Origin of the sequence: Frigoribacterium faeni (assembly GCF_007988805.1) — a bacterium.
In the GTDB taxonomy this organism is placed as follows: Bacteria; Actinomycetota; Actinomycetes; order Actinomycetales; family Microbacteriaceae; genus Frigoribacterium; species Frigoribacterium faeni.
Genome location: NZ_BJUV01000001.1, coordinates 201,245 through 224,747, shown reverse-complemented (window position 1 = coordinate 224,747; position 23,503 = coordinate 201,245). Strand labels below are relative to the sequence as shown.

At 73.2% G+C, this 23,503-nt stretch carries 17 protein-coding genes; 13 read left to right on the top strand and 4 right to left on the bottom strand.

Features of this window, described 5'->3' with window-relative positions; translation table 11 throughout:
• The first annotated feature begins 14 nt into the window (after positions 1 to 14).
• The 8 genes from FFA01_RS01030 (at position 15) to FFA01_RS00995 (ending at position 12,948) form a co-directional block, all read left to right on the top strand.
• Positions 15 to 1,346 carry a DUF58 domain-containing protein gene (locus FFA01_RS01030; protein ID WP_146852046.1) on the top strand — a complete coding sequence of 444 codons (1,332 nt, stop codon included), beginning with the start codon at positions 15 to 17 and terminating at the stop codon, positions 1,344 to 1,346.
• Positions 1,339 to 3,702: a transglutaminase TgpA family protein gene (locus FFA01_RS01025; RefSeq protein WP_146852044.1), complete on the top strand. Its 2,364-nt coding sequence runs from the start codon at positions 1,339 to 1,341 to the stop codon at positions 3,700 to 3,702. The genes FFA01_RS01030 and FFA01_RS01025 overlap by 8 nt, the downstream gene beginning before the upstream one ends.
• An 11-nt stretch (positions 3,703 to 3,713) precedes the next feature.
• A complete protein-coding gene (locus FFA01_RS01020) occupies positions 3,714 to 4,274 on the top strand; it encodes a YceD family protein (protein ID WP_307725038.1) in 561 nt (186 codons plus the stop codon).
• 98 nt (positions 4,275 to 4,372) lie between these two features.
• On the top strand, positions 4,373 to 4,576 hold the full coding sequence (gene rpmF, locus FFA01_RS01015; RefSeq protein ID WP_146852042.1) for a 50S ribosomal protein L32: 204 nt from the start codon (positions 4,373 to 4,375) through the stop codon (positions 4,574 to 4,576).
• Between the two features lie 40 nt (positions 4,577 to 4,616).
• Complete coding sequence (rnc, locus tag FFA01_RS01010) at positions 4,617 to 5,345, top strand: ribonuclease III (protein ID WP_371859151.1); 729 nt, start codon at positions 4,617 to 4,619, stop codon at positions 5,343 to 5,345.
• 15 nt (positions 5,346 to 5,360) lie between these two features.
• Positions 5,361 to 6,362, top strand: coding sequence for an Fpg/Nei family DNA glycosylase (locus FFA01_RS01005; RefSeq protein WP_146852040.1), 1,002 nt, complete (start codon positions 5,361 to 5,363; stop codon positions 6,360 to 6,362).
• Positions 6,363 to 6,453: 91 nt separating this feature from the next.
• On the top strand, positions 6,454 to 10,074 hold the full coding sequence (smc, locus tag FFA01_RS01000; RefSeq protein ID WP_146852038.1) for a chromosome segregation protein SMC: 3,621 nt from the start codon (positions 6,454 to 6,456) through the stop codon (positions 10,072 to 10,074).
• 84 nt (positions 10,075 to 10,158) lie between these two features.
• Positions 10,159 to 12,948, top strand: coding sequence for an alpha/beta fold hydrolase (locus tag FFA01_RS00995; protein WP_146852036.1), 2,790 nt, complete (start codon positions 10,159 to 10,161; stop codon positions 12,946 to 12,948).
• A 61-nt stretch (positions 12,949 to 13,009) separates the two neighbouring features.
• On the opposite strand, the gene FFA01_RS00990 is transcribed toward FFA01_RS00995, so the two are convergent.
• Together FFA01_RS00990 and FFA01_RS00985 are read right to left on the bottom strand one after the other, a co-directional pair.
• Positions 13,010 to 14,248: an acyl-CoA dehydrogenase family protein gene (locus FFA01_RS00990; protein WP_146852034.1), complete on the bottom strand. Its 1,239-nt coding sequence runs from the start codon at positions 14,246 to 14,248 to the stop codon at positions 13,010 to 13,012.
• Positions 14,249 to 14,300: 52 nt separating this feature from the next.
• Positions 14,301 to 15,578, bottom strand: coding sequence for an acyl-CoA dehydrogenase family protein (locus tag FFA01_RS00985; protein ID WP_146852032.1), 1,278 nt, complete (start codon positions 15,576 to 15,578; stop codon positions 14,301 to 14,303).
• 211 nt (positions 15,579 to 15,789) lie between these two features.
• Here FFA01_RS00985 and FFA01_RS00980 point away from each other — a divergent pair, with 211 nt between their 5' ends.
• The 4 genes from FFA01_RS00980 to FFA01_RS00965 are packed head-to-tail and all read left to right on the top strand — an operon-like array spanning position 15,790 to position 20,610.
• Positions 15,790 to 16,836, top strand: coding sequence for a sugar ABC transporter substrate-binding protein (locus tag FFA01_RS00980; RefSeq protein ID WP_167627246.1), 1,047 nt, complete (start codon positions 15,790 to 15,792; stop codon positions 16,834 to 16,836).
• Positions 16,833 to 18,440 (top strand): sugar ABC transporter ATP-binding protein, encoded by a 1,608-nt coding sequence (locus tag FFA01_RS00975; RefSeq protein WP_146852028.1) that lies wholly within the window; start codon positions 16,833 to 16,835, stop codon positions 18,438 to 18,440. Before FFA01_RS00980 ends, FFA01_RS00975 begins: the two co-directional genes overlap by 4 nt.
• The gene (locus tag FFA01_RS00970; protein WP_146852025.1) at positions 18,437 to 19,453 is read left to right on the top strand and encodes an ABC transporter permease; all 1,017 of its coding nucleotides are present in this window, start codon (positions 18,437 to 18,439) and stop codon (positions 19,451 to 19,453) included. Before FFA01_RS00975 ends, FFA01_RS00970 begins: the two co-directional genes overlap by 4 nt.
• On the top strand, positions 19,450 to 20,610 hold the full coding sequence (locus FFA01_RS00965; protein WP_146852023.1) for an ABC transporter permease: 1,161 nt from the start codon (positions 19,450 to 19,452) through the stop codon (positions 20,608 to 20,610). The genes FFA01_RS00970 and FFA01_RS00965 overlap by 4 nt, the downstream gene beginning before the upstream one ends.
• Before the next feature lie 78 nt (positions 20,611 to 20,688).
• Here the strand turns inward: FFA01_RS00965 and FFA01_RS00960 are convergent, their stop codons facing one another.
• A complete protein-coding gene (locus FFA01_RS00960; RefSeq protein ID WP_146852021.1) occupies positions 20,689 to 21,270 on the bottom strand; it encodes a histidine phosphatase family protein in 582 nt (193 codons plus the stop codon).
• Between the two features lie 66 nt (positions 21,271 to 21,336).
• Entirely contained in the window at positions 21,337 to 22,365 is a 1,029-nt protein-coding gene (locus FFA01_RS00955; RefSeq protein ID WP_146852019.1) for a TerC family protein, read from the bottom strand.
• Positions 22,366 to 22,575: 210 nt separating this feature from the next.
• Here FFA01_RS00955 and ftsY point away from each other — a divergent pair, with 210 nt between their 5' ends.
• Positions 22,576 to 23,445, top strand: coding sequence for a signal recognition particle-docking protein FtsY (ftsY, locus tag FFA01_RS00950; protein WP_146852017.1), 870 nt, complete (start codon positions 22,576 to 22,578; stop codon positions 23,443 to 23,445).
• The last annotated feature ends 58 nt before the right edge of the window (positions 23,446 to 23,503 follow it).

Genomic DNA, 23,503 nt, shown 5'->3' with positions numbered 1-23,503 from the left:
TGGCGGGTCGAGGCGTGTCCACGGCGGATGGTCCCGCCTCCGCGGCGCCGGCCGCCCCGGCGCCTCGTGCCGGCGCCCGCGGCGGGGCCCCCCGTCCGACGCCACGGGGCTACGGCGTGCTCGTCGCGGGCGGGCTCCTCGTCGCCGCCGGCGCCGTGGTCCCGTCGCCCCCGCTCGTCTTCGTCGGCACGACGCTCGTCGTGCTCGTCGTGGCGGTGCTGATCTCGCTGCTCGTCCGACGGCCGCGTCTGTCCGTCGCGCGGCGGTTCTCGCCCGACCGCGGCATGGCCGGCTGGACCGTCGTCGAGACCGTGTCGGTGACGGCCCGCGAGGGATCGGCGGGGCGCGTCGGCCTCCGGGACGAGCTGCCGTGGCGCCGGACGCGAGCCTCGGAGTCGGTGCCCGTCGCGCTCGTGACGGGGCGCGCCTCCTCGGCGGTCTTCCGGCACGGCGCCCTGCCCCGCGGACGTCACCGGATCGGACCGCTGCACGTCGATCTCGTCGAGTCGTTCGGCGTGGCGCGTCGTCGGGTCGTCGCACCGGGCACGGCCGAGTTCGTCGTCGTCCCCGACGTCCTCGACCTCGGCGTCGCCCGGGAGTCCCGCTCACTCGGCGACGGCGCTCGTCGGCAGCGCGAGCACAGTCTCGCCGGCGGGGAGGACGATCCGGTGACGCGTGAGTACCGTCGGGGCGACCCGATGAGGCGCGTGCACTGGAAGGCCTCGGCCCGGCACGACGAGCTCATGGTCCGCCAGGAGGAGCAGCACGGCCTGCCGAGCGCCCGGATCGTGCTGTCGATCGCGGGGGAGGGCTGGTCGGACGCGAGGCCGGGGGCGGGCGCCGCGGCGTCGACGAGCGACGCCTTCGAGTGGGCCGTCTCGGTCGTGGCGACCCTGGGCGTCGAGTTCGGCCACGCCGGATCGGTGACGCAGCTGACCACGCCGCAGGGCGACCTCGTCGCCCGGCACGACCCCGACTCGACCGCGGCGTACCTCGACGTGCTCGCCGACGTCCGGCTCGACGAACCCCTCGACCGGATGTCGCCGCCACCCGCCGCTCGCGAACCCGTGGTGGCCGTCGTCTCGAGCCTCCGCATGCGGGAGATCGAGGCGCTCGGACGGTCGCGCGGCGTCGGGTCGTCGGCCGTGGCGCTGGTGGTCTCGCCCACCCTCGGGTTCCGTGAGACCCCGGCGCCCGCCGTCTCCGACCGCTCCGGCGCCGACCGGCTGCTCGCACCGGACGAGGTCGAGACCGCGCTCCGCGACGCGGGGTGGCGGGTCGTCGCCGCCTCGTCCGCCGAGCCGGTGGCCGACGTCGTCCTCGCGGCGGGACTCCTCGATGGCTGAGCAGACGTCGACGGGTGCGACCGCGACGGCAGGCGCCCTGCCCTCCGCCGCTCGCGGGCGCGCCCGCGAGGGCTGGTTCGGCCCGCGGCCGGTCGGGGTCGCATCGTGGCTGACGACGGTGCTCGTCTGGCTCGTGTTCGTCACCGCGCTGGCGAGCCTGCACCCCCTCTTCGCCGGGGTCGGATGGTGGTTCGCCGCCGCGCTCGTCTCGGGAGTCGTGCTCGGGGTCTCCCTGGCCGTCCGGGCGCTCCGGGCCCCGGCCTGGCTCGGCTGGCTCGCGGGCACGATCTCGGGGCTCGCCGTGACGACGGCGTTCCTCTCGGGCGGCACCGCCGTGCTGGGGATCGTCCCGACGCCCGCGACGGTCCAACGGATCCGTGATCTGGCCGATCAGGCCGGGACGGCGATCGTCGGAGAGTCGGCGCCGATCGAGGTCACCGACGGCATCCTGGCGACCGTTCTCGGCTCGGTGCTGCTCGCGTCCGTGCTCATCGACCTGGTCTCGTCGATCGGTCAGCTCCCGACCTTCTCGAGCGTGGTCGCCGTCGTCGTCGTCGCGGTGCCCGCCTTCGTGCCCGGGGTCACGACGAGCTGGCCGTTCGTCGTGCTCGCGACGGTCTGGTTCGTCGCCCTGCTCGGCCTCGCGACGGGGCGGCGTCCCACCAGGGGGGCGCTCGTGGGCGGGCTCGCCGCCATCGCGGTCGCGGGGCTGCTCACGGCGACGGTGCCGATCGCGGGCGTCGCGCCGCTCAGCGGCTCGGGCGGATCCGGGCTGGGGCTCGCGACCGGGGTCAACCCGATCGTCGACCTCGGCGACGACCTCCGCCGCGGTGCTCCCGTCACCGTGCTGACGTACCGCTCCACCGACTCCGACGGCGACTACCTCAAGCTCGTGGACCTCGTCGACTTCTCGGGTCGGACCTGGAGCCCGGTCGACGCCGAGCCCGACCCCTCCATCGCCCTCGACGAGCTGCCGGCGGCACCCGGCGTGGCCGAGACCACCGACCGGCGCTCCGTGACGACCGACGTGACCATCGGAGCGCTGCGCAGTCCGTACCTCCCCGTCCCCGTGCCGGCCACGAGCGTCGTCGGTCTCGACCGCGGGTGGCAGGCCGTCGACGAGTCCGGCGTCACCGTGCGCAGCACGACCGAGGGCACCCAGGGTCTGGAGTACAGCGTCGAGAGCGCCCCCGTCGACCCGAGCCCCGAGCAGGTCGTCGCCTCGCTCGCCGGCGACGGCGCCGAGATGGCGGACTACCTCGCGGTCGACGGCGTGCCCGCGAGCGTGTCCGATCTCGCCGCCGAGGTCACCGCCGACGCCCCGAACATGTTCGACGCGGCCGTCGAGCTGCAGGACTTCTTCCGCGACGGCGACTTCACCTACTCGGAGGACACCCCGGTCGAGCAGGGCTACGACGGCAGCGGGCTCGACATGGTGCAGACGTTCCTCGAGGTGCGCAGCGGCTACTGCGTCCACTTCGCCTCGTCGATGGCCGTCATGGCGCGGACGCTGGGCATCCCCTCCCGCGTGGCGGTCGGGTTCCTGCCCGGTGAGCTCACCGGCTTCGGAGACGACCGGCAGCGGCAGGTCAGCAGCGACGATCTGCACACCTGGCCCGAGCTCTACTTCGAGGGACTCGGCTGGGTGCCCTTCGAGCCGACGGTGGGCCTCGGAGCCCCGCAGTCCTACCTCCAGCAGACCGGGGTGGAACCGAGCGCCGCGCCGTCGGCGAGCGACGGCGCCACGCCGAGCGCGTCCGCGAGCGACGCCCCCGAGTCGTCGACGCCGTCGGCGACGCCCACGGGCGACCCGTCCGACGCCTCGGCGGCCGGTCCGGCGTCCGGCTCGTCGGGCCGGGGCCTCGCCCTCGGGGGTCTCGTGGCCCTGGCGCTCCTGGTGATCGTGCTCGTGGTGCCCTCGGGTCTGCGCTCGGGGCGCCGTCGACGTCGGCTGAACGCCTCGCCTCCCGACATCGCCCTCGAGGCCTGGCGCGAGGTCCTCGACACGGCCGCCGACCTCGGCGTCCGCGTCCCGCCGGGCGCCACGCCCGTCGGCGCCGCCGATCTGCTCGCCGGGCACCTCGGCGGACCACGGCCCGGAGAGACGGGCGACGTCCGACCGGGAGGCGCCGATCCGATCGCCGAGGAGGCGCGGGTCGCCCTGGGCCGTCTGGTCGCCTCCCTGCAGCGCGAGCGGTTCGGCGGCGCCGCGGCCGACGCGTCGGCGCAGCGGGATGCGGCCGTGGTGCTGCGCGGGCTCCGCGCGGCGGCGGGGCCGGCGCGACGGCTGACCGCGACGCTGGCGCCGCGGTCGCTCGTGGGCCCGCCCGGCGCGCATTCGGAGTCGACCGCGTAAACTCTCCGCTCGTGCCCCATTTCATCAAGACCCCTTACACGCTGCCGGTCTACGACCTCATGCACCGCGCGGGCGAGATGCGCGAGCACTCGATCGACGTCGTCGTGCCCGAGAAGCTCGGCGAGGGTCAGATCGCGGTCGCCCAGGGCGACACGCTCCGTCTCGACGTCAAGCTCGAGGGTCTGCACGACGGCATCCTCGTCTCGACGCACGTGTCCGGCACGGCCACGGGGGAGTGCAGCCGGTGCCTGAAACCGCTGTCCGAGCCTGTCGAAGTCGATTTCGCCGAGCTTTTCGCGTACGCTGTCGACGAAGCTTTTGACTATCAGGTTCACGACGACCACGTGGATCTTGAACCTGTGGTCAGAGACGCAGTGGTTCTGTCACTGCCCTTCCAGCCGGTGTGTCGGCCGGATTGTCCTGGACTCGACCCGGAGACGGGTGAACGAATCGAGGAGATCCACGACTACCAACCCCACGAGAGCATCGACCCCCGCTGGTCGGCCCTCGCGGAGTTCCAGGCTGAATCGGCACCTGCCGAGGGCTCGCCCGACACCGACTCGCGTCGGTAGGGGTGGCCTGCGGTCCGGTCGGACCGCATCACACCACCGCGTCACCCACCAGTCAGATCAGGCACCCGCGAGGGCGCCGCTAGAGAGAAGAGAAGCTCATGGCCGTTCCCAAGAGGAAGCAGTCACGCTCGAACACGCACGCCCGCCGCTCGCAGTGGAAGGCCGCGCCTGTTCAGCTCGTCAAGACCGTCGAGAACGGCAAGGTCACCTACAGCCTCCCGCACCGTGCGAAGGTCGTCGAGGACAGCGCCGGCACCGCCCTGTACATGGAGTACAAGGGCCGCAAGGTCGCCGACGTCTGATCCATCTCCTCGTGATCACGTCTTCGTCCCCGGTGTCGACGTGACGACGACCCCCGATCAGCCCGTGTCGAGCCCTGGTGCCGACCGGGCTGATCTGTTGTCGCGCCTCGGCATCGACATCCGTCCCGATCTCCTCGACCTCGCTCTGACGCACCGCTCGTACGCGTACGAGAACGGCGGCATCGCCAACAACGAGCGCCTGGAGTTCCTCGGCGACTCGATCCTGGGCCAGGCCGTCACGGTCATGCTCTTCACGACCAACCCCGACCTCGACGAGGGCGACCTCGCCAAGCGGCGCGCCAGTCTCGTCAGCACGGTCGCGTTGGCCGAGGTGGCCCGCCACATCGGTCTCGGCGCGCACCTCCGGCTCGGTCGTGGCGAGGAGCTCACCGGCGGCCGCGACAAGCACTCGATCCTCGCCGACACGGTCGAGGCGATCATCGGCGCGACGTATCTCGACGCCGGCGGCGACGTCGCCACGGCCTTCGTGCTGCGGTTGATCGCGCCGCTGCTCGACGACCCCGATCGGTTCGGCGCGGCCATGGACCCGAAGACCAGCCTGCAGGAGCTGTCCGCGGCGCTCGGTCGTGGCATGCCCACGTATCACGTCAGCGACAGCGGTCCCGATCACGACAAGCGCTTCCACGCCACCGTCCGGCTCGGCGGCGACGACGTCGCCCAGGGCATCGGCAGCAGCAAGAAGCAGGCCGAGATGGCCGCCGCGCTCGAGGCCTGGACGCGTCTCAGCGTGTCGGCCGACGGCCGCTGACGCACCGATCGCGCCATGCCCGAGCTCCCCGAGGTCGAAGTCGTCCGCGCCGGTCTGCAGCCGGTGGTCTCGGGCGCCGTCGTGTCCGGCGTCGAGATCCTCGATCCCCGTTCGCTCAAGCGGCACGGGGGTCCGTCCGACGACTTCGTCGACCGGCTGGTGGGCGGCACGATCGACGCGGCCGTGCGCCGCGGCAAGTTCCTCTGGTTCCCCTTCGAGCCCGCCCGGGCGCACGACGAGCCCCTCGCGCTGGTGGCGCACCTCGGCATGAGCGGGCAGGTGCTGTTGCGCGACCGTGACGCCGAACCCGATCGCCTCATGCGCATCCGCCTCGACGTCGAGAGCCCGGCGGTCGGTCCGATCCGGCTCGCGTTCGTCGACCAGCGCATCTTCGGGTCGATGGCCCTCGACGAGACCGTGCCGACCCTGGACGGGCGACCGGCGGGGTTCGCCGGCCCGCGCCTCCTCGGCTCCGACCCCGACGCGCTGGACGCACGAGGCCACCGCGACGTCCCCGGGGCCGTCGGCACGGACGCCGACCCGGCCGACTGGGTGCGACGCGTGCCGCACCAGGTGTCGCACATCGCCCGCGACCCGCTCGATCCGGCGTTCGACGAGCGCCGGGTGATCGCCCGCCTGCTCGCGCGCCGCACCGGCGTCAAGCGCGCCCTGCTCGACCAGGGGCTGCTGAGCGGCGTCGGCAACATCTACGCCGACGAGAGCCTCTGGGCGGCCCGAGTGCACCCCGAGCAGCCGACGGAGTCGTTGTCCGCCGCGAGGGCCCGCGTGCTGCTCGCCGAGGTGCGCGTGGTGCTGCTTAGGGCCCTCGGCGAAGGAGGCACGAGCTTCGACGCGCAGTACGTCAACGTCAACGGGCAGTCCGGCTACTTCAGTCACAGCCTGAACGCGTACGGGCGGCAGGGCGAGACGTGCCCCCGCTGCGGGACCCCGATCGTGCGCGAGGCGTTCATGAACCGCTCCAGCCACTTCTGCCCGAGGTGTCAGCGGGTGCGCTGACGCCCCCCGCGCCTCCCGGCGCCACGGGGCGAGCGCCCTATCCTTGAGCCCTGGTCATCACCACCGGCACGGACCCGAGGAGGCGCGGCGCATGTACCTGAAGAGCCTCACGCTCAAGGGGTTCAAGTCGTTCGCCTCGCCCACGACGTTCGCCTTCGAGCCGGGTGTCACCTGCGTCGTCGGGCCGAACGGCTCGGGCAAGAGCAACGTCGTCGACGCGCTCGCCTGGGTGATGGGCGAGCAGGGGGCCAAGAACCTCCGCGGCGGCAAGATGGAGGACGTCATCTTCGCGGGCACGTCGACCCGCGGCCCGCTCGGACGCGCGCAGGTCGTGCTCACGATCGACAACGCCGACGGCGCCCTGCCGATCGACTACACCGAGGTGACCATCAGCCGCACCCTCTTCCGCAACGGGGGCAGCGAGTACGCGATCAACGGCGAGGGCTGCCGCCTGCTCGACGTGCAGGAGCTGCTCAGCGACTCGGGTCTCGGCCGCGAGATGCACGTGATCGTCGGTCAGGGGCAGCTCGACGCCGTGCTGCACGCGACCCCGGAGGACCGCCGCGGCTTCATCGAGGAGGCGGCCGGCATCCTGAAGCACCGTCGTCGCAAGGAGAAGACGCTCCGCAAGCTCGACGCCATGCAGGCCAATCTGACCCGGCTGAGCGACCTCGCCGGCGAGATCCGGCGGCAGCTCAAGCCCCTCGGGCGGCAGGCCGAGATCGCCCGCGAGGCGCAGACCATCGCCGCCATCGTGCGCGACGCCCGGGCCCGTCTGCTCGCCGACGAGGTCGTCGCCCTGCGCGACTCGTTGACGGCGCAGTCGCGCACCGAGTCCGAGAGCAAGAGCGAGCGCATCGTCCTGCAGGAGCAGCTCGACCAGAACAAGGCCCGGGAGACCCGCCTCGAGCAGGAGATGGTGGGCGACGCCGTCGACGACGCCCGGCGCGTCGCCTTCGGCCTCGAGTCGGTGCACGAGCGACTGCGCAGCCTGTCGAGCCTCGCGCAGCAGCGTCTGCAGCTGCTCGCGCAGCAGGCCGACCAGCCGGTCGCCGCCAGCACGGTGAGCGCGGCCATGGTCGCCGACGCCCGCGACGAGGCCGAGCGCCTGCAGGGCGGCGTGGCCGAGGCCGAGGAGGCGGTCCGCCGGGCCGGCGTCGACCTGGCCGCCGCCCGCTCGACGCTCGACGCCCTCGACGACGAGATCGCCGCGCAGAGCGCCCTCGTGTCCGAGCACGACCTCGAGGCGTCGCGGCTGAGAGGCGTGGTCGAGGTCGCGCAGTCGCGGCTGGCGGCGGTGCGCGGCGAGCGGCTGCGTCAGGGTGCCGCTCTCGAGGCCGCCGAGGCCCGACGCGACCTCGGGCGGGACGAGTACGCCGCGCTCGAGGCGGAGACCCCGCAGGGGCGCGCGGACGAGGACGGCGTCGACCACGAGGCCGCGCGCGCCGAGGCCGACGAGATCGTGGCCGACCTGACCGTCCGCGTCGAGGCGGCCCGCGACGCCGTGCACGCCGCCGAGCGCGAGCGCGACGCCCTCGCCGCGCGGCACGGCGCCCTGTCGTTGGCGCTCGACCGGCAGGACGGCTCGAGCGCGCTCGTCGCGGCGGAGCGGCCGGGGGTCAGAGGGCTCGTCGCCGAGCACGTCCAGGTGCGGCCGGGCTACGAGGCCGCCGTCGCGGCCGCGCTGGGCAGCGTGACCGACTCCGTCCTCGCCGACGACGCCGAGGCCGCGTTCGACGCCGTCGCGCACGCCACGAGCGCCGAGCTGGGCCGGGTCGAGGTCGTCATCGCCGAGCCCGAACGGCGCCTGTCGGCGCTCGAGGTCGAGCTGCCGGGCGGGGCCGTGGCGGCCGTGTCCGTCGTCACCGCGCCTCCCGGGGTGCTCGGCGTGCTGGCCAGCACGGTGATCGCCGACGACCTCGCGGTCGCCCGGCTCGCCTGGTCGGCCCTCGCCACGCACCCGCTGCCCGTCACCGTGATCACGCGGTCGGGCGAGGTCCTCACCGACTACCTGCTGCGGGGCGGCTCGGGCGCCGAGCGGTCGCGGCTCGAGCTCGTCGCCGAGCGGGAGGCCGCGGCGGAGCGCCTGGCCGAGGTCGACTCCGCCCTCGAGGGCCTCACCGCCGAGCACGTCGAGGCGACGCGGCGGCAGGGTGAGGCGAAGGGGGTCCTCGCCGAGACCCGTGCCCGGGCGCAGCAGGCGGAGGCGGCCGCCCGGGAGCAGGAGGCGCGGGTCGCCGCCCACGAGCAGCGTCTCGGTCGTCTGCGGGCCCGGGTCGAGGCCGCCGAGGCCGAGGTCGAGCGTCTGTCGACCGGTCTGACCGCGTCGGTCGAGGCGGTCGACGCCGCCGAGCACGCGGTCGCCATGGCGACGGCCGCCCACGACGAGCACGCCTCCCGCCCTCGTCCGCTGCTCGACGCCTCGGCGCGCGGCGCCGTGTCGGCCGAGGTCGAGGCGGCGCGGGGCGTCGAGATCGAACGACGCATCCAGCTCGAGACGGTGCGCGAGCGCGTGCGCTCGGAGGTCGCGCGGGCCGCCGCCCTTCAGCGGCAGCTCGACGACCAGCGGGCCGCGGCGGAGGACCAGGCGCGGCGCACCGTGGTGCGACAGCGCCAGATGGCCGCGACGGCGTCGGTGCTCGAGGCCCTTCCGCCCACCCTCGACGCCGTCGCGCGGTCGCTCACCGAGGCGTGCGCGGTGCTGGTCGCGGCGGAGGCCGCCCGGACCGAGCAGAACGCCGAGCTGAGCGCGCTGCGTCGAGACGAGCGCGTGCTCCGCGACCGCTTGAACGCGGTGACCGACAGCGTGCACGGCCTCGAGATGGAGATCTACGAGAAGAAGCTGCACCTCTCGGGGCTGCTCGAGCGGGCCGGATCCGAGCTGGGGCTCGTCGAGGAGGTGCTGGTCGACGAGTACGGACCGCACGTGCCGGTCCCGGACGACCTCGGCGGAACGACGTCGACGGAATCCGACGCGGACGCGGACGCGGACGCCGACGCCGACGCGGATCCGGGGAACGGCCCCGTGCCTCCTGCCGGCTCGCCCTTCGACCGCGACGCGCAGCAGCGGCGGCTCGCCGTCGCCGAGAGGAAGCTCGCCCGGCTGGGCCGGGTCAACCCGCTCGCGCTCGAGGAGTTCGCGGCCCTGGAGCAGCGGCACGCGTTCCTGACCGAGCAGCTGAGCGACCTCACCCGCACCCGCAGGGACCTGCTGACGATCATCGACGAGATCGACGACAAGATGCAGACCATCTTCGGCAGCGCCTTCGACGACACGAAGGCCGCGTTCGACCGGGTGTTCCCGATCCTCTTCCCGGGCGGCAGCGGTTCGCTGCACCTGACCGACCCCGAGAACCTGCTCACGACCGGCATCGAGGTGACGGTGCGGCCGGCGGGCAAGAAGATCGAACGGCTCTCGCTGCTGTCCGGCGGCGAGCGGTCGTTGGCCGCGGTCGCCCTGCTGATCGCGATCTTCAAGGCCCGGCCCAGCCCGTTCTACATCATGGACGAGGTCGAGGCGGCGCTCGACGACGCCAACCTCGGTCGCCTGCTGGCCATCTTCGAGGATCTGCGCGAGTCGAGTCAGCTCATCGTCATCACGCACCAGAAGCGCACGATGGAGATCGCCGACGCCCTGTACGGCGTCTCGATGCGCCAGGACGGCGTCAGCGCGGTCGTCGGCCAGCGCGTCGTGACCGAGCGGGCCGGATAGGCCCTCGACCTCGGAGTCCGCCGGGGTTAGCATCTGAACGTCCCCGCACCCGAGCGGGGACCGTCCTACCCGAAAGGACACCCGATGTCTCCGCGCGCCCACGCGGACCGGACCGGGATCGTCGACGCCCCGTCGACCGTCTCGCTCGCGTCCCCGACCGACCCCTCCCTCGCCCCGCTCGTCGTCCCCGGCCCGTGGCCGACGGTGCTCGACCGCTTCGACGCCGTCGTGGCCGCGTTCGGCGACCGGCCCGCCGTCAGCGACGACACCGGCACCCTGGACTACGCCGAGCTCGATCGCCGCAGCGACGTCGTCGCCGGACGCCTCGTGCCGCTGCTCGCCGGCGTCGCCGCCCGCGAGTCGCCCGTCGGCGTCTTCGTCGGACACCGGGCGTCGACCGTCGTGCTGCTCCTCGCCCTGCTCAAGGCCGGTCACCTCGTGACGGTCTTCGACCCGCATCTCCCGGAGGCGCGGCTGAAGCGGATCGTCGAGCTCTCGGGGGCCACCGCCTGCGTCGTCGATCCCGGGGCGGGCCTGTCCGCCGGTGTCGACGCGTCGAGCGTCACCGTGACCATGTCGGTCGTGGTGCCGGCGGACGAGCTGCTCGCCGACCTCGGGACGCCGGAGGCCGCGGACGGCCCGGCGTCCGGCGTGTCCGCCGGTCTCGGCGTCCCGGCCCGCACGGGCACGCCGACCAGTCCGGTGAGCATCGTCTACACCTCGGGCTCGACCGGCCGGCCCAAGGGCGTCGTGCAGATGGACGGTCAGGTGATGAACGACTCGAGCGCCCGTCAGGCGGCGTTCGGCTACGCGCCGGGAGACCGGGCCGTGTTCGTGCTGCCCTTCAGCTTCGCCGCGGGTCAGTCCTCGCTGTTCACGATCCTCCAGTCGGGCGCCGAGGCCTGGTGCGTCGACCCCCGCGAGGTCGGCACGGCGGGCCTCCTCGACGTCATGGAGCGGATCGAGCCGACTCTCCTCCACAGCACGCCGCACCTGCTCCGTTCGGTGACGGCCGCCCTCGACTCGCGGGCCGACCGTTCCTCCTCGGCCCGCGGGCGACCGGCGCCCGCGTTCGCGCGGGTCCGCCTCGTCGCGACCGTGGGGGAGTCCGTGCTCGGCCGCGACGTCGAGGCGGCCCGACGGCACCTCGCCCCCGGGGCCGTGTTCGTCAACGAGGTCGGGTCGAGCGAGATCGGCATCCTGGCCCACTTCCGCCTGCCGGGGACGTCTCCCGTCCCCTCGGGGGTGCTGCCCGCCGGCCGGGTGGGGGCGAACAAGACCGTGCGTCTGACCGACGCCGTCGGCGATCCGGTCGCCGACGGCGAGGCCGGCGAGATCGAGGTCGTGTCCGACCTGCTGTCGGCCGGCTACTGGCGCGACGAGGAGCAGGACGCCCTCCGTTTCGGCCGCTCCCCGGCCGGGGTCCGGACCATCCGTCAGGGCGACCTGGGGCGTTTCGACGAGAACGGCGACCTGGTGCTGCTGGGGCGCTCGGACGCCGCGGTGAAGGTGCGGGGCTACCTGGTCGAGCCCGCCGAGGTGGAGGCCGCCCTGATGACCGTCGACGAGCTCCGCGAGGCGGTCGTGGTGCCCGTCGTCGTGCCGGGCGAGGTCACGCGGCTCGTCGCCTACGTCGTCGCGCACGAGACGTCGCGTCCCCCGTCCGCCGCGGCGCTCCGCCACGCGGTGCGGGCGCTCGTGCCCGAGTACATGGTGCCCGCCGAGGTGGTCACGATGCCGGCCCTGCCGCGCACGGAGCGCGGCAAGGTCGACCGGCAGAGCCTGCCGCCCGTCCCGTCCCGTCCGACCGCGGCGGAGGACCTCGACCCGTACGAGCGGGTCGTGGCGGGGATCTGGTCGACGGTGCTCGGCCTCGACGACGTCCGGCTCGACGACGACTTCATGGCTCTGGGCGGCGACTCGCTGTCCGCGGCCGAGATGCTGGCGGCGGTGCACGCCGCCCTCGGGGTCGACCTGCCGTCGACGAGCCTGGTCCGGTCGCCGAGCCTCCGGGAGTTCTCGCGGCTCGCGTCGGGCGGCGACCGCTCGCTGCCGAGCCACCCCGACGTCGTCACCCTCCGCAGCGGTTCGGGCGGACCGGCGCTGTTCTGCTTCGCGGGCGCCGGCGCCCTCGCGCTGACGTTCCTGCCCGTGGCGCGGCACCTCGGCGACCACGACGTGTACGCCGTCCAGCAGCACGCGCTCGAGACCCGGGGCCTGCCCGACCGCAGCGTCGAGGCGGCCGCCGAGCGCGCCCTCGCCGTCCTCCGGCTGATCCAGCCGCGGGGCCCGTACCGGCTGGTCGGACACTCCTACGGCGGTCTGGTCGCCCTCGAGATCGCCTCGCGCCTCCGGGCCGCGGGCGAGGAGGTCGCCCTGCTCGCCCTCCTCGACACGTTCCCGCCGACCACCACGGCGACGCGGGCGGACCTCGCGTTCGAGCCGCTGCGCGCGCACGAGCCCGAGCCGGCCGCCTCCGGGGTGCTCGGGCGGGTGCCGTCGGCGATCCGTGCCGCGGTCGATCGCCGGGTCGAGGCCGTGCTCCCCGACGGCCTCCCGGCCGCGCGGCAGCTGGGCGAGCGTGTCCGCGCCCGCGTCGTCGGTCCGCTGCGGTTCCGCGGGCGGCGTCAGTTCGACGCGTTCTTCGATCAGGCCGGTCTCGCCGCGCGCCGCTACCGGCTGCGCCCGTACGCCGGCCGGGTGCTGTTCGTCGTCGCCGACGGCAACGACGGCGCCGAGCGCGACTGGCGACCGGTGCTGCAGGGCCCGCACACGTTCGTCGACCTGCCGAGCGAGCACAGCTCGCTGCTGCGCGAGCCGCACGCGACCACCCTGGCGGGGCTGCTCCGCGACCACCTGGCCCGCGCCTCCTGAATCGTCCTCGGCCTCCCGCGGGTCGGGACGTCCGGGAGGGACCGAGGAGGCGCGGCGCCGGTCAGGACGCGCCCGGCACGACCCCGATGGCCCAGGCGGTGGGCGGGGGCGTGCCGTTCAGCACCCACTCGCCGACGATCCGGCGTTTGAAGATCTGCGGGTTGTGCGACGCCACCGTGCGGGCGTTGCGCCAGTGCCGGTCGAGGGCGGCGTCCACCGAGACGCCGGACGCGCCGAGCGCGTCGAACAGGTGCGCGGCCGCGGCGGGGACCGCGTCGCTCAGCACGGTCTGCGCCCGGTAGACATCGGCGCCCGCCCGAGCCACGAGCTCGTCGAGCCCGTCGGGGCGCGCGCCGTCGCGGGCGGCGAGGGCCACGCGCTCGACCGCCTCGGCGGACCGTCGGAGCAGCGCCTCGGCGGTGAAGGCGGTCGCCGACAGCTCGCCGACGATCGCCTGGATCTGCGCGTCGTCGCGCGTGTGGTCGGCGTTGCCGTGGCTGTAGACCCGGCTGCGGCCCGTCACCCGGGTCGTGGCGTCGCGGACGACCGCCCGGGCGATGCCCGTCAGCACGGCGTTCAGCACGAGCTGGAAGAACGGCGTCTGGTGCGGCGCCCGCTCGATCCCGGCGAAGACGTGCTCCGGCTGCACGACGGCGCCGTCGAAGACGACCGTGCCCGTACCCGTGTGCCGCTGCCCGAAGCCGTCCCAGTCGTCGAGCACGGTGACGCCGGGCTGGTCGACGCAGACGGCGACGGCCGTGTCCGGGAGGCCGTCGCGGCCGACGGTGACGTCCGTCCAGTCGGCGTAGAGCGTGCCGGTCGTGTAGTACTTCGTGCCGTGCACCCGCAGGGTGCCGTCGTCGTCCTCGACCAGCCGCGTGGCGGTGGTGCCGACCTCGGCGGAGCCCCGCTCGCTCCAGGCGTTGCCGATCAGGGTCCCGTCGGCGATCCGGTGCAGCCACTCGTCGCGGGCGGACGACGGGACGGACGTGGTCTGGTCCTCGACGAAGGCGAGGTGCCCGCGGAGGGCGTGGGCCACGTTCGAGTCGGCCTCGGCGAGATCGCTCAGCAGCTCGACGGCGTCGGCCAGGCCGAGGCCGAGCCCGCCGTGCGTCGTGGGGACGGTGAGGGCGCCGAACCGCGCCTCCTGCAGGTCGCGGAGAGCCCGGCGGGGCAGCTCCCGATCCCGCTCGCGGCCGACGGCGCCTTCGGCGATGCGCTCGAAGAGCGGCGCGAAGCGCGCTCGGGCCTCGGCGAGGTCGAGCGGTCCGGCGATCGTGCGGGGGAGGTCGAGGGTCACGGGGTCTCCGATTCGGACGGGGCGGCGGTGGAGGGCGATCGGTGCGGCGGGCTCAGGTGTAGAGCGAGAGGGGCTGCAGCACCCCGGTCAGGAAGTTCGCGCCGACCTCGAGCTTCTTGTAGTCGACCGGGTCGTGCAGGCTGTGCGTCCGGGCGTTCCGCCAGTAGAGGTCGAGTCCGACCGAGCTGCGGGTCGAGCTCGACCCGGTGGCCTCGAAGACCCGGGAGGTCGCGTCGGTGGCCAGGTCGCTCGAGACCACCTTCACCTTGGCGATCTCGATGGCGAGGGCGCCGCGCGACTCGGCCGTGACGCCGTCGCCCTTGGCCGTCTCCACGTCGAAGAGCGCGCCCACCCGGTCGGCCAGAGCCTCGACCGCGGCCGTCCGGGAGACCAGATCGCCGTAGAGGCGTCGGACGAACGGATCCTCCGCGTACCGCTCGGCGTCGCTGAGGAACCAGGCGTTCGGACGGGCCACGGTGATCTCGCGTGCGGCGGCGATCGCCCCTTCGGCGAGACCGAGGTACAGGTTGCCGAACCCGAGCTGGATGGCGGCCGTGATGAGGGTCGAGAACGGTTCGCCGTCGAGGGCGCCGAGCACGTCCGTCGGCTCCACCCGGACGTCGGTGAAGCGGACGCTGCCGCTCGCGCTCTGCCGCTGGCCGAGGGCGTCCCAGTCGCCGAGGTGCGCGACGCCGGGTGCGTGGGCGTCGATCACGAACGCGATCACGTCGCCCTCCCGGTCGCCCGAGTCGACGACGGCGTTGACCAGCGCACGGTCGCCCGACGAGACGCCCGTGGAGAAGCGCTTGAGGCCGTTCAGGCGGAAGCCGCCGGCGTCGTCGGGCGTCAGACGGAGGTCGGGGTCGACCGGGTTGACCGAGTCGCCCCAGAGCCAGCGACCCTCGATCGTCCGGCGGTAGAAGCGCTCGCGCTCGCTCGCGGGGGCGCTGGTCGCGATGTTGGCCACGTTGACGTAGTGGTACAGCAGCAGCTGAGCCAGCGAGCCGTCCGCCCGGGCGAGGATCCGCACCACGCGGAATGCCGTCTGCCAGTGGGCCCCGCCGCCGCCGAGCGAGGCGGGGTCGAGGAGGGTCACCAGGCCGCTCGAGCGCAGCGGGTCGAGCTCGGTGGTGGGGTCGTCCCCGCGCCGGTCGCGCTCGAGCACGTCACGGGCCAGCACGGCGGCGACCTCGGACGCGACCGCCGACCAGTGCGCGATCTCGTCCTCCGCCGCGACGCCCGTCCAGTGGCTCCGCGCGGGAGCGGCCGTGGTGGCGGGATCGAGCGTCGACGTGTCGTCGGCGGTCGGCGAGCTCAGCAGATCGGTCATCGCGTGGCCTCCAGTCGTGGGTGTGGACAGTCACGCTAGGGGTCCGTCGGCCGAGCACGAGGCCGTCGTTACGCCGCGTGACGCCCTGTGACGGAGCATGGCGTCCTGCGCTTCCGCAGGACCGACGCGGTGCTCCAGGATGTGGCCACCGCGGTCGACCCGCCGCGTCGGCACCCACGGCCCACCGGCCCCGCGCACCCCAGAGGACACCATGCCCATCACCCGCACCGCACGCTCCGCCCGACTCGCGTCGGCCGTGGCCGCAGCCCTGAGCATCGGCCTGGTGCTCACCTCCTGCTCGCTCAAGACGTCGACGGCCGACGCGGACGACGCCCCGTCGTCCGCCGCGACGGCGGCGAGCACCGCGGACGTGCCGAGCCTCGAAGGGAAGACCGTCGGCGTCGCCGCGAAGGACGTCGTGCACGACTTCAGCCGCATCGTCTACGAGAACGTGCAGGACCGGGTCGAGGCGCTGGGCGGCACCGTCGTCGCCACCCAGGCGGAGGCGAAGGACGACAAGCACGTCAGCGACATCGACGCCCTCATCTCCCGCGACGTCGACGCGATCGTGGTCATCCTCGGCGACGCCACCACCCTGGCGCCCGAGCTCGAGAAGGTGCACGAGGCGGGCATCCCGCTGTTCACGATCGACAACGTCAGCGAGTACAGCGAGAACAACGTCACGAGCGACAACTGGCAGATCGGCTCGACCCTCGCCCGCACCATCGCCGAGGACATCGGCGGAAAGGGGCGGATCCTCGTCTTCAACGGGTTCCCGGGCGTCGCGCCCTGCCGCATCCGCTACGACGAGCTCTCCCTCGTGCTGAAGGACTACCCCGACGTGCAGCTGATCAGCCCCGAACTGCAGGACAAGTACGTCGGCACCATCGAGGACGCCAAGCAGCAGATCACCGACGCTCTCCAGCGCTACCCGGAGGGCGAGATCTCGGCCATCTGGTCGTGCTGGGACACGCCGCAGATCGGGGCCGCCCAGGCCGTCGACGCGGCGGGACGAGACGAGATCAAGATCTACGGCGTCGACGCCGACCAGGGCGCCCTCGACCTGATCGCCGACCCCGACTCGTCGTACACCGCCACGGTGGCCCAGCAGAACGCGGCCATCGGACGGACCTCGGTCGACAACGTCGCCCGGTTCCTCGACGGGGACGAGGCGGACGTGCCGGTGACGAGCTACCTGCCTCCCGTGCTGATCACCAAGGAGAACATCGCCGAGAAGCGCGACGAGCTGGGGCTGTGACGGCGCTCGAGAGCCCCGACGGGTCGAGCCCGGGAGGCGCGGTGCACGACACCCCGCCGGTCGCCGCCCCGTCCGTCGCGGCACCGCAGGGCGTCGCCCTCGCGATGAGGGCGATCGTGAAGTCGTTCGCCGGGATCGAGGTCCTCCACGGCGTCGACCTCGACGTCGCCCCGGGCGAGGTCGTCGCGCTCGTCGGCGAGAACGGTGCGGGCAAGTCCACCCTCATCAAGGTGCTGACCGGCTTCCACCCCGCCGACTCGGGCACGATCACGCTGGGCGGAGTCGAGGTCACCGTGGGGTCCGCCGCCGATGCCGACCGGTTGGGCATCCAGGTGGTCCACCAGGACCGCCACCAGGCCGGGCGGCTCACGGTGGCCGAGCAGCTCTATCTCGGCCGTTCGGAGGGGAGGAGGGGCTGGGTCTCGCCCCGCACCCTGCGTCGGAGAGCCGAGCAGGACCTCCGCGAGGCCGTCGGGCTCGAGCTCCGGGCCGATCTGCTCGTGGACGACCTCACGGTCGCCGAGCGCCAGCTGCTGCAGATCGCGCGGGCCGTCCTCACCGAACCTCGGGTGCTGGTGCTGGACGAGCCGACGGCGCCGCTGGCCGCGCACGACGTCGAGCGGCTGGTCGAGACCATCGCGCGCCTCCGGGATCGAGGCGTCCCGGTCGTCTACATCTCGCACTACCTGCAGGAGGTCCGCCGCATCGCCGACCGCGTGGTCGTGCTCCGCAACGGCTCCGTCGTCGGCGAGGTCGACCTCCGGCACGAGGGCGCGAGCGTGTCGCGGGTGGTTGAGCTGATGGTCGGTCGACAGGTCGACGAGTACGGCGGACGCCGGCACCGCTCGCCCGTCGAGGGCGTCGAGCCCGCGCTCGCCCTCGAATCGCTGAGCGTCCCCGGCCATCTCGAGGGTCTCGACCTCGCCGTGCGTCCCGGCGAGATCGTCGGGGTGACCGGCCTGGTCGGCTCCGGGGTCGAGGTGCTCGCCGAGGCGGTCACCGGCCTCCGGCACCGAGGAGGCACGGTGCGGGTGGGCACGCGCACCGTCCGCACCCCCGGTGGCTTCGTCCGGGCCGGCGGGGCCCACGTGCCGAGCGATCGCCGCCGCGACGGCATCGTGCTGCGGCACACCGTCCGGGAGAACCTGTCGCTCGCGAGCCCGCGAGCCATCTCCCGGTGGGGTGCCTTCGTGCACCGTCCCCGGGAGCGCGACCTCGCCCGCGAGCAGATCGACCGAGTGGGCGTGCGACCCGCGTCGACCGAGGCGGTCGCCGGTCGGCTCTCCGGAGGCAACCAGCAGAAGGTCGTGCTCGGGCGCTGGCTGGTCGCCGGCTCCACGGTGTTCGTGCTCGACCAGCCGACCGCCGGAGTCGACGTCGGCAGCCGACAGGCCGTCTACGACCGGATCGAGGAGCAGATCGACCAGGGGGCCGCCGTGCTCCTCGTGACGGTGGACCTCGACGAGCTCGTCGGCCTGGCCGACCGCGTGGTGGTGCTCCACCGGGGTCGCGTCCGGGCCGTGCTCGACCACGCCGACATCAGCGTCGACCGGGTGCTCTCGATCGCCTCGGGGGCCGACGACGTCGCGGAGGTCGGCGCATGACCCTCCGGGAACCGACCCTCGCGCCGGTGCGCCCGACCGGGACCTCCCGCCCCCGTCGTCGCGGGGCGCCCCGCTGGATCTCCCTGCTGGGCTGGTCCGTCGTGCTCGCCGAGTTCGTCGTGCTCGCCGTCGTCTCGCCCTCGTTCGCCACCACGGGCAACGCCGCCACGATCCTCTCGCAGGCGGCCGTGTACGCCATCGCCGGATTCGGACTCGCGATCGTCGTCATCACCGGGGGCGACGACGTCGTCCGCGGGGGCATCGACCTCTCGAGCGGAGCGGTGGTCGCCGTCTCCGGGGTCGTCGCGGCCCTGGTCGCCGCCACGGGCGCCGGAGCCCTCCCCGCCATCGCCGCCGCGCTCGCCGTGTCGGCGGGCTTCGGAGCCCTGAACGCCACCGTGGTCGTGCTCGGGGTCAGCCCGCTGCTCGTCACCCTCGCGTCGGGCGGCATCGTCACCAGCGTCGTCTACCTCGCCACCGGCAACGTGAAGGTCCCGCTCGACGACGCGGTGTTCCGGTGGCTGAGGGACGGCACGGTGGGCGGCGTCCCGGCACCCGTCCTGGTGCTCACGGTCACCGCGGTGGTGGTCGGCCTGGCGGTGGGCCGGACGAGCTGGGGCGTCCGCAGCTACGCCGTCGGCGAGAACCCGACCGCTGCCGCGGTCACCGGCGTCGCCGTCTGGCGGTACGTCGCCGGCAGCTACGTGCTGTCCGCTCTGCTCGCGGGAGTCGCCGGCATCCTGCTCGCCTCCCGCCTCGCCGCCGCCGTACCGGACGTCGGAGAGCAGATCCTGCTCGACATCGTGCTCACGGCGTACATGTCCGTGGTGTTCTCCCGCCGCCTCGTCGTCACGATCGGCGGCACCCTCGTGGCCGCGGTCTTCGTGGCGGCCCTGAGCAACGGCTTCACCCTGCTGGGGGTGGGGAGCCAGTGGGTCGGCGTCGTCAAGGGCGTGCTCATCCTCGCGGTCCTCGCCCTGGCCGCCGTCCGAGAGAGAGGGGTCACCCGATGAGCAGAGCGCCCGACACGATCGCCGGCGGCCCGGACTCGCCGCGCACCCCCGACTCGCCGGACTCCAGGCTGACGCCGAGCACCCCCGACGCGCCGGGCCGTCCGGATCCCGCCGGGTCCGAGCGCGACCCGGGGCGCGGGGCAGGTCCGTCCGCCGCGGCCGACCCCGATCGCGCCCGGCGGCTGGCGACCCGTCTCCTCGCCCCCGCGGCGCTGCTGGTGATCGTCGTCGTGCTCGCGTCGTCGACGCCGGCCTTCGCGACGGGCGCGAACCTCGTCTCGGTGCTCTCGGCCGGTGCGCTCCTCGCGATCGTGGCCTGCGCGATGACCGTCGTCGTCCGCGGCGGCGGGATCGACCTCTCGGTCGGCGTCGCCGTCGACCTGGCCGCCCTGGGCGCCACCGCGCTGATCGCCGACGGCTACGTGACCTGGTTCGCCGTCGCCGTCGGGCTCGCCTTCGGCACGCTGGCCGGCGTCGTGAACGCCGTGCTCGTGACGCTGCTGCGGATCCGCGCGTTCCTGGCGACCCTCAGCGTCTGGTTCGTCGGGACGAGCGTGCAGCAGCTGCTCACCGACGGCGGTGCGCCGATCTACCTCCGCCGACCGGCGACCCCCGACTCGTTCGCCGCGATCGGCAACGCGACCGTGCTGGGCGTGCCCCTGCCGGTGGTGGCGGCGGTCGCGGTCGCCGTGGCCGTCTGGTTCCTGCTCGATCGCACGCGCTGGGGTCGCGTCGTCACGGCGGCGGGGGAGCAGCGCACCGCGACCCGGATCGCGGGGCGGGCCACGGTGCCGGCCCTCGGGGCGGTCTTCGTGGTCGCCGCGCTCGTGGCGTCGATCGCGGGGATCCTGCTGGCGTCGCGGAGCTACGGGTTCGTCGGCGGAAGCGGTCAGGCTTACGTGCTCGACGCCATCGGCGCCGTGTTCGTCGGAGCCACGCTCAGCCGGCACGGGCGGCCGAACGTGCTCGGAACCCTCGTCGGTGTCCTGGTCTTCACGATCCTGTCGAACGGGCTCGCCCTGTTGGGCGTCAGCTACTACTGGGACGGCCTCGTCCGAGGGGCCGTGCTCCTCGCCCTGCTCGTGACGGCCTCGGTGCTCGCGCGCGGCACCATGGGGCCCTCGCTCCGCTCCCTCGTGGGCCGCGCGTCGCGCTGACCCGACCCGACGACGGAGCCGAGGAGGCGCGACCCGCCCGGTCGCGCCTCCTCGGCTCCGTGTCGACGACTCGCGTCGTCAGTCGATGTCGGTGTCGACGACCCCGCCGTTGATGCTCAGCACGTGCCAGGCCGTGCCGTCCCACTCGAGCGTGTTCGCCGCGGCGTTCTCGATGTGCGGCACCTCGCGGCCGAGGATCTCGGACAGCACGAAGCGGATGATGGTGCCGTGGCAGACGACCACGATGTGGGCGTCGTCCCCGTCGAGGGGGAGGCGCGTATCGCGGATCGTCTCGAGGGCCTCGAGGCCGCGGCGGGCGACCGACTCGCGGGGCTCGATGTCGGGGTAGTCGGCGTTGGGCTCGTCGGGGATCGGGGACTCGGGGGTGCGCCCCTCGTGCGACGCGTAGTCGCGCTCGATCAGCTCGTCGTACGCGTCGCCGAGCTCGATGCCGAGCGTGTCGGCGATGATGCGCGCGGTCTCGCGGGCGCGACCGAGCGGCGACGACACGATGGCGCTCCACTCCGCGTCCGCCAGCAGTCCGGCCGCCTCGAGCGCCTGGGCCCGGCCCGTCTCGTTGAGGGGGATGTCCGACGACCCCTGCAGCTTGTCGTTGAGGTTCCAGTCGGTCTGGCCGTGGCGGATGAGTTCGAGACGCATGGGGGAGTTCCGTTCAGGTGGTGCGGTGCCGTGCGGCCGCGGTCGGCGACCGCACGGCGGGTCGGGCTAGTGGTCGGCGTCCGTGGTGCCCGAGACGCCGGGTCGGGTGCCGGCTGCAGCGGCGGCACGGGCGTCGCGACGGGTCTTCGCGAGGCTGAGGAACGTGGCGACCGCGATGGTCAGCAGGATGAACCCGAGCGAGAACCAGATGGGGATCTCGGGGATCCACTCGATGGGCCGGCCCCCGTTGATGAACGGCACCTCGTTGACGTGCAGGGCGTGGAACAGGAGCTTGACGCCGATGAACGCCAGGATGACGGCCAGGCCCTGCGCGAGGTAGACGAGACGCTCGAGCAGGCCCGAGATGAGGAAGTACAGCTGACGGAGGCCCAGCAGCGAGAAGGCGTTCGCCGTGAAGACGATGTAGGCCTCCTGGGTCAGGCCGAAGATCGCGGGGATCGAGTCGAGGGCGAAGAGCACGTCGGTCAGGCCGATGGCGACCATGACCAGGAAGAGCGGCGTGAAGAGCCGCTTGCCGTCGACCTTGGTCGTGAGCTTCTGGCCGTCGTAGTCCGTCGAGGTGGGGATGACGCGGCGCAGGGCGCGGATCAGCTTGCTGTCCGCCTCGTCCTTGTCGTCGTGGCCGCCGCGCACCTGGCTGTAGGCCAGCCAGAACAGCAGGATTCCGAACAGGTAGAACACCCACGAGAAGTTCTCGATGATGACGACGCCGGCGGCGATGAACAGGCCACGCGAGAGCAGGGCGATGGCGATGCCCACCAGCAGCACCTTCTGCTGGTAGATCCGCGGGACGGCGAAGCTCGTCATGATGATCAGGAAGACGAACAGGTTGTCGACCGAGAGGGCCTTCTCGGTGATCCAGCCGGCGAAGTACTCGCCGCCGTAGGTCCAGTTCGAGAAGACGCCGACCCCGACGCCGAACAGGATCGCGATGCCGATGTAGACGCCCGACCAGATGGCGGACTCCTTGATGGTCGGCTCGTGGGGCGTGCGCACGTGACTGAAGAAGTCGAAGAAGAGCAGGCCGATGATGCCGGCGATGGTGATCGCCCAGGTGATGAAATGGACGTCCATGTGTGTACCTCCAGTACGCAGCGGGTACCGAAGGTCTCCTCCACTCGCGGGCACGCTCTGAACGAACGGCTGCGAACCGGTGCACCGGGTCGAGATCGGTCTCTTCCGTATTGACGACGCCACCGCGCGGGAGTACTCCCCTTCAACTCGCCGAGCTTACAGCCTCTGCACGGTCTGCACCGTCGTCGGGAGCCGAATATGCTGACGGGCATGGCTTCCCCCTGGTCTCTCTCCGGTGCCCTGCGTGGCATGTTCGCCAAGAAGACGATCGACGAGACGACGTGGGACGACCTCGAGGCGGCGCTCATCGGAGCCGACTTCGGGCCCGACGTCACCGAGCAGATCGTCGACGACCTCCAGGGCAAGGTGCGCCGCTACTCGACCACCGACCCGGCCGACCTCAAGCGCATGCTGCGCGAGGTGCTCGAGGAGCGGTTGTCGAAGCTCGACTCCACCCTCAAGCTGAGCAACCGTCCGGCCGTGGTGCTGATGGTCGGCGTGAACGGCGTCGGCAAGACGACGACCATCGGCAAGTTCGCCAAGTTCCTCCGTAACTACGACCGATCGGTCGTCGTCGGCGCCGCCGACACGTTCCGTGCCGCCGCGGTCGAGCAGGTCGCCACCTGGGCCGACCGGGCCGGGGCCCGCATCGTCCGGCCCCAGCAGCCGGGCCAGGACCCCGCGTCGGTGGCCTACCAGACGGTCGAGGTCGCGATGCGCGAGGGCATCGAGATCGTGCTGATCGACACGGCCGGCCGGCTGCAGACGAAGTCCGGTCTGATGGACGAGCTGGGCAAGATCAAGCGCGTGGTCGAGAAGCAGACCGAGATCGCCGAGGTGCTGCTCGTGCTCGACGCCACGACCGGCCAGAACGGACTGGCGCAGGCCCAGGCCTTCATCGAGCACGCCGGCGTCACCGGGCTCGTGCTGACCAAGCTCGACGGATCCGCCCGCGGCGGGTTCGTGCTGGCCGTGCAGGAGCAGACCGGCATCCCGATCAAGCTCGTCGGTCAGGGCGAGGGCATCAACGACCTCACCGGCTTCACACCGCACGTGTTCGTCCAGAACCTGATCGCCTGAGTCGCGCTTCTCGGCCGCGACCGGGCCCTCGGTCGCAGGCTCCCTCGGCGCTGGCGTC

Excerpts from the sequence above, each read along its gene's own strand:
- FFA01_RS01025 (WP_146852044.1), top strand. The coding sequence starts at position 1,339 with ATGGCTGAGCAGACGTCGACGGGTGCGACCGCGACGGCAGGCGCCCTG.
- rpmF (WP_146852042.1), top strand. The coding sequence starts at position 4,373 with ATGGCCGTTCCCAAGAGGAAGCAGTCACGCTCGAACACGCACGCCCGC.
- FFA01_RS01005 (WP_146852040.1), top strand. The coding sequence starts at position 5,361 with ATGCCCGAGCTCCCCGAGGTCGAAGTCGTCCGCGCCGGTCTGCAGCCG.
- smc (WP_146852038.1), top strand. The coding sequence starts at position 6,454 with ATGTACCTGAAGAGCCTCACGCTCAAGGGGTTCAAGTCGTTCGCCTCG.
- FFA01_RS00995 (WP_146852036.1), top strand. The coding sequence starts at position 10,159 with ATGTCTCCGCGCGCCCACGCGGACCGGACCGGGATCGTCGACGCCCCG.
- FFA01_RS00985 (WP_146852032.1), bottom strand. The coding sequence starts at position 15,578 with ATGACCGATCTGCTGAGCTCGCCGACCGCCGACGACACGTCGACGCTC.
- FFA01_RS00980 (WP_167627246.1), top strand. The coding sequence starts at position 15,790 with ATGCCCATCACCCGCACCGCACGCTCCGCCCGACTCGCGTCGGCCGTG.
- FFA01_RS00970 (WP_146852025.1), top strand. The coding sequence starts at position 18,437 with ATGACCCTCCGGGAACCGACCCTCGCGCCGGTGCGCCCGACCGGGACC.
- FFA01_RS00965 (WP_146852023.1), top strand. The coding sequence starts at position 19,450 with ATGAGCAGAGCGCCCGACACGATCGCCGGCGGCCCGGACTCGCCGCGC.
- FFA01_RS00960 (WP_146852021.1), bottom strand. The coding sequence starts at position 21,270 with ATGCGTCTCGAACTCATCCGCCACGGCCAGACCGACTGGAACCTCAAC.
- FFA01_RS00955 (WP_146852019.1), bottom strand. The coding sequence starts at position 22,365 with ATGGACGTCCATTTCATCACCTGGGCGATCACCATCGCCGGCATCATC.
- ftsY (WP_146852017.1), top strand. The coding sequence starts at position 22,576 with ATGGCTTCCCCCTGGTCTCTCTCCGGTGCCCTGCGTGGCATGTTCGCC.